Source organism: Herbidospora sakaeratensis (genome assembly GCF_001570525.1).
In the GTDB taxonomy this organism is placed as follows: domain Bacteria; phylum Actinomycetota; class Actinomycetes; order Streptosporangiales; family Streptosporangiaceae; genus Herbidospora; species Herbidospora sakaeratensis.
The window spans coordinates 115,867-128,776 of the sequence record NZ_BBXC01000024.1 but is presented as its reverse complement, the minus strand read 5'-3'; the positions used below and the strand labels follow the sequence as shown (position 1 = coordinate 128,776).

Below are 12,910 nucleotides of genomic sequence, written 5' to 3'. Positions count from 1 at the left end.
CCCCGTTCGATGACCGGTGCCGTTCTCGGATACCCGCACCGGCCGGAGGTCACCCGTATCCCGCACACGACGAATCCCTGGCCGGCGAGGCCGCCGACCAGGGATTCGGACGAACAGGTGCTAGTCGGTGCCCGCTTCCATCGCCGCCGCGTCGAGCAGGGCGTCGTCTTCGGACACCTCGCCGCGCGAGGCGATGGCCTCGGCGCCGCCCTCGGGCATCGCGCCGATCAGCTCGGTCGGCGCGGCCTGCAGAGCGATCAGGTCGCCGTGGGCGCTGCCGACCATGCCGAGACCGGCGTACTGCTCCAGCTTGGCGCGGGAGTCGGCGATGTCGAGGTTGCGCATGGTCAGCTGGCCGATGCGGTCGAGCGGGCCGAACGCGGAGTCCTCGGTGCGCTCCATCGACAACTTGTCGGGGTGGTAGCTGAACGACGGGCCGGTCGTGTCGATGATCGAGTAGTCCTCGCCCCGGCGCAGCCGCAGGGTGACCTGGCCGGTGACGGCGGTGCCGACCCAGCGCTGGAGCGCCTCGCGGAGCATGAGCGCCTGCGGGTCGAGCCAGCGGCCCTCGTACATGAGCCGGCCGAGACGGCGGCCCTCGTTGTGGTAGCTGACCAGCGTGTCCTCGTTGTGGATCGCGTTGACGAGGCGCTCGTAGGCGGCGTGCAGCAGCGCCATGCCGGGAGCCTCGTAGATGCCGCGCGACTTGGCCTCGATGACGCGGTTCTCGATCTGGTCGGACATGCCCATGCCGTGGCGGCCGCCGATGGCGTTGGCCTCGAGCACCAGGTCGACCGGCGAGGCGAACTCCTTGCCGTTGATCGTGATCGGCCGGCCCTGCTCGAAGCCGATGGTCACGTCTTCTGCCGCGATCTCGACCGACGGATCCCAGAACCGCACGCCCATGATGGGCTCGACGATCTCGATGCCGGTGTCGAGGTGCTCCAGCGACTTGGCCTCGTGGGTCGCGCCCCAGATGTTGGCGTCGGTCGAATAGGCCTTCTCGGTGCTGTGCCGGTAGGGCAGGTCACGCGTGAGCAGCCACTCGGACATCTCCTTGCGCCCACCGAGCTCGTGGACGAAGTCGGCGTCGAGCCACGGCTTGTAGATGCGCAGCGACGGGTTGGCCAGCAGGCCGTAGCGGTAGAACCGCTCGATGTCGTTGCCCTTGTAGGTCGACCCGTCGCCCCAGATCTGGACGCCGTCGTCGAGCATCGCCCGGACGAGAAGGGTGCCGGTCACCGCCCGGCCGAGCGGCGTGGTGTTGAAATAGGTGCGGCCACCGGACCGGATGTGGAAGGCCCCGCAGGCCAGCGCCGCGAGCCCCTCTTCGACCAGGGTCGCCCGGCAGTCGACCAGCCGCGCGATCTCCGCGCCGTATTCCTGGGCCCGCCCGGGCACCGAGGCGATGTCGGGCTCGTCGTACTGCCCGAGTTCCGCCGTGTACGTGCACGGGATGGCCCCTCGCTCGCGCATCCACGCGACTGCGACGGAGGTGTCGAGGCCACCGGAGAAGGCGATCCCGACTCGTTCACCGACAGGGAGGGAATTCAGCACCTTGGACACAAGCAGAACTATACACACCCATGCATGACCATGCAATCAACCCTCCCACCAGGGCCTGGGTAGGAGACCTCCATGGGAGTCCCGCACGTCATCGGCCTCGTGGCGCATCCGCGTAATCCCGTCGCCGGTTCCGTCGCGCTGATCAGGAAGTTCGCGGCGGCTCGGGGCGCGATGCTGATCGCGCTGGAGGGCGATGCCGCCCGGCTCGGGGCCGATGTCGTGCCCGTCGGGGCTGCGGAGTTCGCCGAGCGGGCCACCGCCGTGGTGAGTCTCGGGGGCGACGGGACGATGCTCGGGGCGATGCGCCTGGTGGTGGGGCGGGGCACGCCGGTCCTTGGGGTCAACCACGGCAATCTCGGGTTTCTCGTCGAGGTCTCGCCCGCCGAACTGCCGGCCGCGCTCGATCGGCTGACCAGGGGCGAGTTCATGCTGGAGCCGCACAGTTGCCTGATGGTCGACGGCGTGGTCGCGTTCAACGACCTGGTCGTGACGGGGGCGCGGCAGTGGGCGACGGTCAACGTCGACCTCTCCGTCCATGGGATCCAGCACGGCTACTACCGGTGTGACGCCGTGGTGGCGTGCACGCCGACCGGGTCGACGGCCTACAACTACGCGGCGGGCGGGCCGGTGTTGTCTCCGTCGGTGCCGGCGCTGGCGTTGACGCCGGTCGCGCCCATGACGGGCATCGACCGGACGGTCGTCTTCGGGGCCGACGACGAGATGCGGCTGACCAACCGGTCGCAGGAGCCGGCCCGGGTGCTGCTGGACGGCGTACACACCCGGGATCTCGGCGTCGCCGACGGGCTGGGGGTGCGGCTGCACAAGGACGCGGTGAACCTGGTGCGGTTCGACGCGGCGGCGCACGCCCAGCGCACGCGGGTCAAGCTGAGCCTGCTCGATCTGCCGCTGCGGCCCGACCAGCTGCTCGAACTCGTGCCGGAGGAGCTGAGGGAACGGGCTCAGCGCCTGCGCAGCAGGTAGGTGTCCATGATCCAGCCCTTGCGTTCCCTGGCCTGGGCGCGCAGTTCCCTGATCTTGGGAGACACTTCGGCGACGGGGCCGGCGACCAGGATCTCGTCGGGGGTGCCGAGGTAGGCGCCCCAGTAGACGTCGAAGTCGTCGAGGCCCTCGAAGGCGAGGCGGGCGTCGAGCATGACGACCATGTCGTCGGCGCTCGGGCCCTCGTCGGCCAGGCGGCGGCCGGTGGTCAGGTGGACGGGGCGGGCGACCCGCGTCAGGCCGATCCGGTGGCGGGCGGTGAGGGCGGCGACCGCGCTGATGCCGGGGATCACCTCGATCTCGATGCCGGCCGGCAGTCCTTCGAGGGCGGCGAGCGTGCTGTCGTACACGCCCGGATCTCCCCAGATCAGGAACGCCCCGGTCTGGCCCTCGCCGAGGGCCTCGTCGATCATCTGGTGGTAGAGCACGCCACGGCGCTCGCGCCAGTCTTCGACCGCTTCGGCGTAGGCGGCGGCGGTCCGGTCGCGTTCGGGGTCGGTCGCGGTGACGATCCGGTGGGGCTCGCGCGCGTGATCTCTGATCATCTGGTGGCGCAGATCGGTCAGGTCGCGCTTCTCCGCACCCTTGTCGACGATGAAGAAGACGTCGGTGGCCGCGATGGCCTTGACGGCCTGGAGGGTGAGATGGTCCGGGTCGCCGGCGCCGATCCCGATGAGGAGGAGGCGTTTCACACAGACGAGTGTGTCACCGGGTCGCGGCGGCGATCACCCGGGTCAGCGCCTGGTGGAGGTCCTGCAGCTCGGCGACGTCCATGCCGAGGCGTTCGACGATCGTGGCGGGGATCTTCTCGGCCTCGGCGCGGAGCGCGCGGCCGCTGTCGGTGAGGGTCACGGCCAGGGCCCGCTCGTCGGCGGCGCCCCGCCGGCGCTCGACGAGCCCGGCCGCCTCCAGCCGCTTGAGCAGCGGCGACAGCGTGGCCGGTTCGAGTTGCAGCAGGCCGGCGAGGTCTTTGACCGACAGCGGCGCCCGCTCCCAGAGCGCCAGCATGACCAGGTATTGCGGATGCGTGAGGCCCATCGGCTCCAGCACCGGCCGGTAGAGCGCGATCACCGAACGGGAGGCGACGGCCAGGGCGAAGCAGACCTGGTTCTCCAGAGACAGCGGATCCATGATGACGTCGCCCCCTAATAGTTAGTACACTAAATGTTAGTGCACTACCCGACCGAGGATGGCCTTGATGCGAAAGCCCATTGAAGAGCGGATCGCCGACCGCCAGGCGAAGCGCCCGCCACTGAAGGACGACAAGACCTTCGAACACGGCCCGGCGAAGTGGCTCTTCGTCGCCTTCATGGTGTTCGTGGTGCTCATCCACCTGGTCGGGCTCGTCATCGTGATGGGGATGGAGACCTGATCAGCCCTGCGCGGGAATCCACCCCATGGCGACCGACAGGATGACGAACACCCCGAGCACGATCCGGTAGATCACGAACGGGGTGAACTTGTGGGTGCTGATGTAGCGCAGGAACCACGCCACCGCCGCGTAGCCCACGAAGAACGAGATCACCGTGGCCAGGATCGTCGGCCCCCACGCGGGCGCCTGACCCTCGCCGATCTCGAACAGCTCCAGCCCGCCCGACGCCAGCACGGCCGGGATGGCCAGCAGGAACGAGTACTTCGCCGCGTCTTCACGCCGGTAGCCGAGCAGCAGACCCGCGGTCACCGTGCCGCCCGAGCGGGAGACGCCGGGGATCAGCGCCAGCGACTGGGCGAAGCCGTAGCCGAGGGCGTGCTTGAAGTTGAGGTGGGTCTGCAGCGACAGGGTGTTGCGCGCGGTGTGGTCGGCCCACCAGAGGATGAGCGCGAAGACGATCAGGGTGACGCCGACGATCCGCAGGTCGCGGAAGACCGTCTCGATCTGGTCTTTCAGCACCAGGCCGAGGACCGCGATGGGCAGGGTGCCGGCGATGATGTACCACCCCATGCGGGCGGCCCAGTTGTCGCGCAGCTCCTTGTTGAACAGCGAGCGCGTCCAGGTGGAGATGATCTCCCAGAGCTCTTTGCGGAAGTAGATCAGCACGGCGGCCTCGGTGCCGAGCTGGATCACCGCCGTGAACGCCGCTCCCGGGTCGGGCCAGCCAGCGAAGGCCGACACCACGCGGATGTGGGCGCTGGAAGAGATCGGCAGGAACTCGGTGAGCCCTTGGATCAGCCCGAGAATGACCGCTTCGAACCAGCCGATCACGACCGCACCTTTCCTCTATTCAAGTGGTGGAGCGGCCAGGCTAGCGGATCTGGAGCCCCGCCTACGTCGCCCGAACGGTCGGGCCGCTCAGAAGGTGATGTTCCCGTGGATGTCCCGGGCCTGGATCACTTTGTTGGCCTGACCGGTGAAGGAATTGGCCACACCGCCACTCTGCGCCTGGTTCCACAGGGCATGGCACTCCTGACGGAATGCCGGATCGCGCGAGAACTCCGTCTCGAGTGCGGCCGCCGCGGTCTCCTGTGACTCGAGTGCCTCCGGCCGATCGCGGAAGCGGTCGCGGATACGACCGAACATCGTCGACAGAGCTGTTCCCGCCGACTCTCCCGCTCCGGTGGCGACACCAGTAGCGAGGGCGCCTGCGATCGCGAGCGTGATGGGATCCATGAGAAGACTCCAATGATCAAAGGGCCGGACTCGGGCGGGACAGGTGCTCCAATACGTAGACGTCCCAGCGAGGCGGCGTGATCCCGGCGAAGGGGCCATTTCTGCCGATCAAGCGCCAGCCGAGACGCCGGTAGAACTCCTGGGTGCCCAGCGCCGTCGGCTGTACGGACAGGACGGCACGCTCCTCGGTTCGGGAGCCGAGCAGGTTGTCGAGAAGTGTTCTGCCGATACCGTGCCCTCGCCAGTCAGTAACGACAGCGAGGCTGACGAGAGCGAAGGTGCGGCCATCCCATTCGGCGGTGAACGCGGCCGGGAGCGGCTCGGGAATGGCCCTCCACCATCCGTGGCCAGGAGGCAGACGGTGACCGTACGCATACCCGACCGGTTCACCACCCTGCCACGCCATCGCCACGCTGAAGCTCGGGTCTTCGGACAGCCGGCGGAGTTCCTCCGCATTCTCCTGTGACGTGTCCGGCGTCCAGGCGAAAGGTTCTCCGAGGAACACGTCATCGTGAATGGCGCAGATGGAAGTGAACCAGTCTTCGGGTGGCGTCCCGCCTCTCAGTTCCAGAACGAACTCACTCATCAGGTTCAGCGGCCTTCGCCCGTAACTCTCCGCCCAGGGCGTTTTCGCCGAAGGCCTCATAGAGCTCCGCCGCCTCGTTCCAGCGATGTCGCGCTGCCGAGATGTCGCCCTGACCTTGGTGTACGTCACCCATCATCGCCAGCGTCATCGCGAGGCTCCGCCGGTCTTTGAAGCGCTCGAACGTCGCCCTCGCCCGTTCTAGCAGCACGTGAGCCTCGCCGCTGCGCCCGAGCTCCATCAGTGCTCTGGCGAGTGGGCGAGTCCCCCAGGCCGCGCTCCATTCGTCTCGGGCTTCGACGAAGACCTCCACCGCCTCGGCCCCGAGCGAAGCGGCCTTTTCGAAGTCGCCCAGCAGTGCGGCGTGTTCGCCGAGGCTGAGCAGCGCCATGCCTTCTCCTCGCCGCAGTCCCCCCGAGCGGAAGACCTCCAGGGCGGACCGAAAACAGGTGTGAGCCTCGTCAAGGCGACCTGTCTCCTTGTGGATGAGTCCGAGACCTCGGAAGGAGAAACCGGTGAGCCACGCGTCGCCGGCCTCCTGACCGTAGGCGATGACGCTCTCGTAGTTCGCCATCCCTCTCTCCGGTCTCCCGCCGCGCCAGTCGGCGTCTCCCAGGGCGAAAACGTTCGACGCCTCACCCAGGCGGTCGCCGAGGATGCGTGCGGCCTCCGCTCCGGCACGGTGGATGGCCTCCCACTCCGTCCAGTACGAGTGGAGTTCGAAGAAACCGTCGGCGACGACCGGCAGTTTCCACGCGATGTCGTACTGGCCGGCGTCCAGAGCCTGATCCAGAGCGGCCAGGATGTTCAGGCGTTCGGCCTCGAACCAGACCATGGCCTCCCCGGCATCGTCGAATGCCGGTATCTGGAGCCGCCCGGCCGGCACGAGCGGTACCTCATGTGAGTGAGGAAGTATCGCCTTCCGGCCGGAGTCGGTGGTCAGGAGATACCAACTGAGAATCCGGCGGACGGCGAGCGCCTGGTCTTTCGCGCTGACCTCTTCGTGCAGAAGCTCCTTCGCATACGCCCGAAGCAGATCGTGAAGGCGATAGCGACCTCGGGCCACCTCTTGCAGGAGATGGGTCGCGCAGAGCGTTTCCAACAGCCGCTGAGTGATACGTGGCTCGCCGGACTCGAGCAGCGCCATAGCCGCCTCGACACCGAATTCCCGGCCGGGATGAAGGCCCAGCAGCCGAAAAGCGTGTTGCAATTCGGGCGCAAGTGCACGATACGACCACGAGAAGGCTGCGCGGACATCGCTGAGCTCATCTTCCCCGGATGCGAGTGAGTCGAGCCTGTGCTGTTCCTCTTCGAGCTCGGCAACGAGGTCCGAAAGTACGAGTCTCGGTCGGTCGACCGCGCGTTCGGCCACCACTCTCAACGCCAACGGCAGATGGCCGCAGAGTTCGGCGACTCGAAAGGCCGCGTCGGGTTCTGCGGTGACGCGGGCGTTGCCAATCACCTGCACGAGTAACTCGACGGCGTCCGATGGACTCAGCACGTCCAGGGTCACACGCGCGGCTCCTTCCCGTGTTACCAATCCAGCCAGGCTACTTCTGCTCGTGATCAAGGCAAAGCAACCGCGCGACGCCGGCAGAAGCGGGCGCACCGTCGCAGTGTCCGCGGCGTTGTCGAGGACAACGAGCATCCGCCGACCGGTCACCAGTGAACGGAACAGCGAGGCACGTTCCGCAAGCGTCGCGGGAATGCCCTCCTTCGGAATATCCAACGCCCGTAGAAAACTGTCGAGCGCCTGGTCGGCACTCAACGGGGCGCTCGGCCCGTAGCCCCCCAGGTCGATATAGAGGTCTCCGTCGGGAAAACGGTCGCGAACGCGATGTGCCCAGTGCATGACCAATGCGGTCTTTCCGACGCCCGGAGGACCGGCGATGGTGGAGACTCCACCGGTGCCGCCCTCGGTGGCGAGGAGGCGGTCCAAGGCCGCGATGGTCTCCACCCTGTTGACGAAGCCGGCGACCGGCAGGGGCAACTGTCGAGGCAACGGCAGGGCCCGGGCGCGAGATGTCAGATTGATGGAGCCGTGCATCGCACCAATCTGTACGACAGAGTCGGCATCACCCGTGAAGTCGTTACTGAAGCTCTGCATTTGCGCCGACTCGCCGTAGATTAGAACACACTGTCATATTTCTCGGCGAACGCGGGGAACGGGATGGACCGCCCCACTGCCATGTCGCGCCAGAAATTGGCCTGGACGATCCTCTCGGGATCGTCCACGATCTCGGCTGCCTCGAAGGTGCCGCCCTCTTCGTAGTGCATTGTTATCAGAATGGATGAGTCGAAGAGCCAGTAGTCATAATGCGGCATCCCCGTCGGCCACTCTCCGGATGAGACCGGAATCAGCCGGACGTCTTCACCCGCCTGCACAGTGTGCGTATAGGACCAGGCGCATTCGAACCGGACATAGTCCGACAAGGGCTCCTCTACCACGTGGACGCGGTGGACAAGCTTTCCGGCGGCCCGCGCCGGCTTGACGGTCTCCTCTATCCACCGGGCGATGCCCGGGAACTCACCACGCTGCTGCCCGCCCAGGAAGAGATCGAACTCCGCCTTCTCGTATGAGACGTCGTAGCGCTGCAACGACTCCAGACGGTAGGCGGTGAAGCGGAAATCGGTGAAGAAGCGGTTGAACTCCGCGTCGTCGAGGGACCGAAACATCCGTCCCACTTAGCAGGCCTCCCCCTTCTCGCGAAGTCTCTCGACTGCTCCGAGCAGAACTTCAGGGGCGATCTGCAGAGCGATCTCACCTGGCAGAACGTTGACGAGGTTGGACGAAGTGTCCTCGTCGACCGCAGGCCCCTGAACCACAATCTGGCCATTATCGGCCAAGTAGACGGCCGGACAACCGTTGCCGCCGGAGTTCTGGTCTTTAAAGAGCATCTCGAGCCGCACGGGGCCTCCCATGAGATCGCCAAAATTGCCCACAAGTTATCCCGGCAATCTCATCAGGTCAACCCGGCGGTTCGAGAACTCATAGCATGCAATTTCCGGGCACATCCATTTACGTGCCACCTCGGCCCCAGCATAGTCGCCGACCAGCACCACATGAGTAAACGAGATTAACCAAATGACATTTGAGTCGATCCATGACCGAAAACACGCCGCCAGGACTTCCAGATCATGACGACCGCAGCGGAGGTTGATCACCCTCTCGATGATCTGCCCGTTTTATGGTGACTAGTCACGTTTAACTGGGCAGGCTTCCCGTGTTGGCAGACGACAAGGGGGAGTCCGATGGCCACCACCGTGATCGAGCACGTCCTCAACCGCCTCCGGGACATCGGCGTACGCCACGTCTTCGGCGTCCCCGGGGACTACGCGTTCCCCGTCGACGACGCGATCGTGGCCCACCCCGACGTCGAATGGATCGGCAGCTGCAACGAGCTCAACGCCGCCTACAGCGCCGACGGCTATGCCCGCGTCAACGGCGCCGGGGCCGTCTGCACGACCTACGGCGTCGGCGAACTCAGCGCGATCAACGGCATCGCCGGGGCGTACGCCGATCATCTGCCGGTGTTCCACCTGGTCGGGATGCCGAGGATGCCCGTACAGGCGCATCACTCGCTGGTCCACCACACGCTCGGCAACGGCGAGTTCGACGTGTTCCGGCGGATGTGCGAACCGGTCGTCTGCGCCAGCGCGATCTTCACCCCGCAGAACGCCGCCGCCGAGATCGAGCGGCTGATCGGCGCCGCGCTCTACCACCGCCGCCCGGTCTACCTGGCCTTTCCCGCCGACCTGGCGTCGATGCCGATCGTCAGCCAGGCCGCGCCGCTGCCGCCCCCGGCCAGCGATCCCGCGCAGGTCGCGGCGGTCGTCCAGGCGATCACCCGGATGCTCGGCAAGGCCGAGACGGCGTGCGTCCTGCCCGGACTGTTGACCGTCCGCGCCGGGCTCGGCTACGAACTGCGTTCTTTCCTGGACGCCACCGGCCTGCCCTTCGCCACGATGGTGGCCGACAAGGGCATCCTCGACGAGGACGACCCCGCCTTCGCCGGCATGTACGACGGCAAGCTCATGAACGAGAGCGTGCGCCGTTTCGTCGAGGACGCCGACGCCGTCGTCATGATCGGCGCGCTCATGCACGACTTCAACAGCGGCGCCTTCACCGCCGACCTCGACCCGGCCAAGGTCATCGACATCCGCCACCACCACACCCGGGTCGACGGCCTGACCTACCAGAGCGTCGAGATGAAGGATCTGCTGCCCGCCCTGGTCAGCGACCTGCCCGACCGGAACTGGCCCATGCCCGGCACCGACCTCACCCGCATGGACCCGGTCCGCGGCAGCGGCCAGGACCCGATTACCGCCGAGACCCTCTACCCGCGCTGGGAGTCGTTCCTGAAGCAGGGCGACATCCTGGTGGCCGAGACCGGCACGCCGTCGCTGGGCATGGCCTTCGCCCGGCTGCCCAAACATGTCACCTTCGAGAACCAGACCATGTGGGGCTCGATCGGCTGGGCCACCCCCGCCGCGGTCGGCGCGGCCTTCGCCGCCCCCGACCGGCGGGTGGTGCTGATCACCGGCGAGGGCTCGCACCAGCTCACCGTCCAGGAACTGAGCGTTTTCGGCCGGTACGGCCTGCGTCCCGTCGTCTTCGTCCTCAACAACCAGGGCTACCTGATCGAACGCCTGCTCTGCCGCGACCCCGACAGCGCCTACAACGACCTCGGGCAGTGGCGCTACTCGGAACTGCCCTCGGTTCTCGGCTGCGAAGGCTGGCAGACGGCCAGGGTGACGACCCTGCGGGAACTCGACCAGGCCATGGACGCGGCCCAGTCGGCGAGGGGCGGCTGCTACATCGAGGTGGTGACCGACACGTACACGGCCCCGCCCCTGGCGGAACAACTCCACGCCAACACCGAAACGCTCTACTCGGGCCTGAGCGATGTTCGTCGGTGACCGTACAGGTGCCGCAAAGCTTGGTCAAAGTTCGAATATGCCCAGGTAGACCCAGTTATTCTGACATTTCTGGCAGCGAACTCGTCCCCCACCGCAAAGCGGGTGATGGCATGAAATCGGCTGACAGTGTGCTCGGAGGAGCGACCCCAGCGGTCGCCGTCGTCGACGGCTCGGGCGCGGTGATCGGCTGGACTCAGGCCGCGGAAGAGCTCACGGGTTACCACGCGGCCGACATCTTCGGCCGCTCGATCGGCACGCTGCTCCCGGCCGACGGCCGCGCCGGCGCCTTCTTCCCCCGCAAGGGGATGATGGAGGTGCGGCGGCGCGACGGCCAGGTGGTCATCGTGCGCGCCGACGCCGCGCCGCTCACGCTGGGCGACGACGGCCGCCAGGAGTCGTGGTTGTTGTCGGCGATCCCGGTCACCATCGACCTGTCCACCGACACCGGCGCCCTCCTGGAATCGCTCATCGGCAGTTTCCCCATCGCCATGGCCATCTGGGACCGGAACCTGCGCTGCGTCTGGTTCAACGAGGCGGCCGAACAACTGCGCGACGGCTACCCCTACTACCGCATCGGCCGCTCCCTGACCGAGGTCATACCGGGCATCGACAACGAAGGCGTGCGGGACGCCGTGCGCGAGGTCCTCGCCGACGGCCGCCCCATGATCGACCGCGAGGCCCACTGGGCCTACGGGACCGAGGAGCGGGTGTTGTCCATCTCCCTGCTGCCGCTGACCGGCGCGGACGGCAGCCCGCTGGGCGTCTGCTCGGTCGCGCTGGACTTCAGCAACAGCAAGGCCCGCGATCATCTGGATCTCCTGCGCCAGGCCGGCGTCCGGCTCGGCAGCACCCTGGACGTCATGAGCACCGCCCAGGAACTGGCGGAACTGGCCATCCCGGTCCTGGCCGACTTCGTCACCGTCGACCTGCCGGAGGCGATGTTGCCCGGCACCGAGCCACTACGCCGCCTGGCCACCACGGAAGCCGGCACTCCCGCGTTCCGGCGGGCGGGCGTGGCCTCGATCCACGAAGGAGCCCCCGAGTCATTGTGGGACCGGGGCGAGGCCGTGTACGTGCCCCCGAGATCCCCGTTCATGGACGTCCTGCACTCCCGCCGCCCCCACTTCGAGCCCGTGCTCGACACCTCCCCCGGCACCTGGCTGGAATGCGACCCGGGCCGCGCCCGGATGATCCACGCCACCGGCATGCACTCCCTGATCGTCGTCCCCCTGGAGGCCCGCGGCGACGTGCTCGGCGTGGCCGCCTTCGCCCGCACGTCCAACCCGGCGCCGTTCAGCAAAGACGACCTGCTGATAGCCGAAGAACTCGTGACGCGCGCCGCCCTGAGCCTGGACAACGCCCGCCAGTACACCCGCGAACGACTGACCGCCCTGGCCCTCCAGCGCGACCTGCTCCCCCACCACCTGTGCGGCGGCGACGCCGTCGAGGTCGCCTCCCGTTACCTGCCCTCCGACACCCACGAGGGCGTCGGCGGCGACTGGTACGACGTCATCCGCCTCCCCGACGCGCGCCTCGCCCTGGTCGTCGGCGACGTCACCGGCCACGGCATCAACGCGGCGGCCGCCATGGGCCGATTGCGCACCGCCGTCCGCGCCCTGGCCTACCTCGACCTCCCCCCGGACGAACTGCTCACCCACCTCGACCACCTCATGACAGAGGACACCCTCACCCCCGACGCCATGGGCGCGACCTGCCTGTACGCCGTCTACGACCCGCAGACCGGCCACTGCACCATGTCCACTGCGGGCCATCCGCCCCCCGCGATCATCACCCCGACCGGCGACGTGACGTTCCCCCCGCTGCCCCCCGGCACCCCGATCGGCGTGGGCCTGGGCACCTTCCAGAGCTACGACCTGCACCTGCCGGCAGGGACCCTGCTCGCCCTCTACACCGACGGCCTGATCGAAACCCGGCAGGCCGACCTCGACGCGGGCATGACGAGACTCGGCGACGTGCTCGCCCGCGCGACACAGGAATCGGCGACGCTGGAGCACATGTGCGCGACCGTGATCGACTCCATGGTGGGCGACGCCCCCGCCGAAGACGACATCGCCCTGCTCATGGCCCGCATCCTGGGCCCTTGGGGCCCCTCGGAGCTGACCGATCCGACCGCGTAGACCTCCCGGCTTCCCGGCCGCCAGGCCAGCGAGTCGACCCGCGGCGCGGTTCCGGGTAAACGATGGCGGGCCCAGCGGGCGCCGTCGCCGTCAGGT

14 protein-coding genes are annotated in these 12,910 nt (G+C 67.6%); 4 read left to right on the top strand and 10 right to left on the bottom strand.

What is annotated here, in order from left to right; genetic code table 11:
• Positions 1-120: 120 nt before the first annotated feature.
• Positions 121-1,566, bottom strand: coding sequence for an argininosuccinate synthase (gene argG, locus AW271_RS34430; RefSeq protein ID WP_062341868.1), 1,446 nt, complete (start codon positions 1,564-1,566; stop codon positions 121-123).
• A 72-nt stretch (positions 1,567-1,638) separates the two neighbouring features.
• Between argG and AW271_RS34425 the strand changes: the two genes are divergently transcribed.
• Positions 1,639-2,547, top strand: a complete 909-nt coding sequence (locus AW271_RS34425; protein ID WP_062341866.1) for an NAD(+)/NADH kinase — start codon at positions 1,639-1,641, stop codon at positions 2,545-2,547.
• On the opposite strand, the gene cobF is transcribed toward AW271_RS34425, so the two are convergent.
• Together cobF and AW271_RS34415 are read right to left on the bottom strand one after the other, a co-directional pair.
• Complete coding sequence (cobF, locus tag AW271_RS34420) at positions 2,526-3,257, bottom strand: precorrin-6A synthase (deacetylating) (protein ID WP_062341864.1); 732 nt, start codon at positions 3,255-3,257, stop codon at positions 2,526-2,528. The genes AW271_RS34425 and cobF overlap by 22 nt on opposite strands.
• A 13-nt stretch (positions 3,258-3,270) precedes the next feature.
• Complete coding sequence (locus AW271_RS34415; protein WP_062341860.1) at positions 3,271-3,696, bottom strand: MarR family winged helix-turn-helix transcriptional regulator; 426 nt, start codon at positions 3,694-3,696, stop codon at positions 3,271-3,273.
• 67 nt (positions 3,697-3,763) lie between these two features.
• Between AW271_RS34415 and AW271_RS41000 the strand changes: the two genes are divergently transcribed.
• Positions 3,764-3,937: a hypothetical protein gene (locus AW271_RS41000; RefSeq protein WP_169806444.1), complete on the top strand. Its 174-nt coding sequence runs from the start codon at positions 3,764-3,766 to the stop codon at positions 3,935-3,937.
• Here the strand turns inward: AW271_RS41000 and AW271_RS34410 are convergent, their stop codons facing one another.
• The 7 genes from AW271_RS34410 to AW271_RS40365 all read right to left on the bottom strand — a co-directional run bounded on the left by AW271_RS34410 (position 3,938) and on the right by AW271_RS40365 (position 8,921).
• On the bottom strand, positions 3,938-4,768 hold the full coding sequence (locus AW271_RS34410; protein ID WP_062341859.1) for an undecaprenyl-diphosphate phosphatase: 831 nt from the start codon (positions 4,766-4,768) through the stop codon (positions 3,938-3,940).
• 87 nt (positions 4,769-4,855) lie between these two features.
• Positions 4,856-5,173 carry a hypothetical protein gene (locus tag AW271_RS34405; RefSeq protein WP_062341857.1) on the bottom strand — a complete coding sequence of 106 codons (318 nt, stop codon included), beginning with the start codon at positions 5,171-5,173 and terminating at the stop codon, positions 4,856-4,858.
• Between the two features lie 16 nt (positions 5,174-5,189).
• Positions 5,190-5,759 (bottom strand): GNAT family N-acetyltransferase, encoded by a 570-nt coding sequence (locus tag AW271_RS34400; protein WP_062341854.1) that lies wholly within the window; start codon positions 5,757-5,759, stop codon positions 5,190-5,192.
• Positions 5,752-7,803: an ATP-binding protein gene (locus AW271_RS34395; RefSeq protein WP_169806443.1), complete on the bottom strand. Its 2,052-nt coding sequence runs from the start codon at positions 7,801-7,803 to the stop codon at positions 5,752-5,754. Before AW271_RS34395 ends, AW271_RS34400 begins: the two co-directional genes overlap by 8 nt.
• Positions 7,804-7,883: 80 nt before the next feature.
• Positions 7,884-8,432: a DUF6879 family protein gene (locus AW271_RS34390; protein ID WP_218008252.1), complete on the bottom strand. Its 549-nt coding sequence runs from the start codon at positions 8,430-8,432 to the stop codon at positions 7,884-7,886.
• 9 nt (positions 8,433-8,441) lie between these two features.
• On the bottom strand, positions 8,442-8,666 hold the full coding sequence (locus AW271_RS34385) for a hypothetical protein (RefSeq protein ID WP_062341977.1): 225 nt from the start codon (positions 8,664-8,666) through the stop codon (positions 8,442-8,444).
• Between the two features lie 36 nt (positions 8,667-8,702).
• Positions 8,703-8,921, bottom strand: coding sequence for a hypothetical protein (locus AW271_RS40365; RefSeq protein ID WP_157554930.1), 219 nt, complete (start codon positions 8,919-8,921; stop codon positions 8,703-8,705).
• An 87-nt stretch (positions 8,922-9,008) separates the two neighbouring features.
• On the opposite strand from AW271_RS40365, the gene AW271_RS34380 reads away from it, so the two are divergent.
• A complete protein-coding gene (locus tag AW271_RS34380) occupies positions 9,009-10,676 on the top strand; it encodes an alpha-keto acid decarboxylase family protein (protein WP_062341851.1) in 1,668 nt (555 codons plus the stop codon).
• 110 nt (positions 10,677-10,786) lie between these two features.
• On the top strand, positions 10,787-12,814 hold the full coding sequence (locus AW271_RS34375) for a SpoIIE family protein phosphatase (RefSeq protein ID WP_218008251.1): 2,028 nt from the start codon (positions 10,787-10,789) through the stop codon (positions 12,812-12,814).
• The last annotated feature ends 96 nt before the right edge of the window (positions 12,815-12,910 follow it).

Bases quoted from the DNA above. Each gene is read 5' to 3' on its own strand.
- AW271_RS34375 (WP_218008251.1), top strand. From the start codon at position 10,787: ATGAAATCGGCTGACAGTGTGCTCGGAGGAGCGACCCCAGCGGTCGCC.
- AW271_RS34415 (WP_062341860.1), bottom strand. From the start codon at position 3,696: ATGGATCCGCTGTCTCTGGAGAACCAGGTCTGCTTCGCCCTGGCCGTC.
- AW271_RS34405 (WP_062341857.1), bottom strand. From the start codon at position 5,173: ATGGATCCCATCACGCTCGCGATCGCAGGCGCCCTCGCTACTGGTGTC.
- AW271_RS41000 (WP_169806444.1), top strand. From the start codon at position 3,764: ATGCGAAAGCCCATTGAAGAGCGGATCGCCGACCGCCAGGCGAAGCGC.
- AW271_RS34395 (WP_169806443.1), bottom strand. From the start codon at position 7,803: ATGCACGGCTCCATCAATCTGACATCTCGCGCCCGGGCCCTGCCGTTG.
- AW271_RS34390 (WP_218008252.1), bottom strand. From the start codon at position 8,432: ATGTTTCGGTCCCTCGACGACGCGGAGTTCAACCGCTTCTTCACCGAT.
- AW271_RS34400 (WP_062341854.1), bottom strand. From the start codon at position 5,759: ATGAGTGAGTTCGTTCTGGAACTGAGAGGCGGGACGCCACCCGAAGAC.
- AW271_RS34425 (WP_062341866.1), top strand. From the start codon at position 1,639: ATGGGAGTCCCGCACGTCATCGGCCTCGTGGCGCATCCGCGTAATCCC.
- AW271_RS34380 (WP_062341851.1), top strand. From the start codon at position 9,009: ATGGCCACCACCGTGATCGAGCACGTCCTCAACCGCCTCCGGGACATC.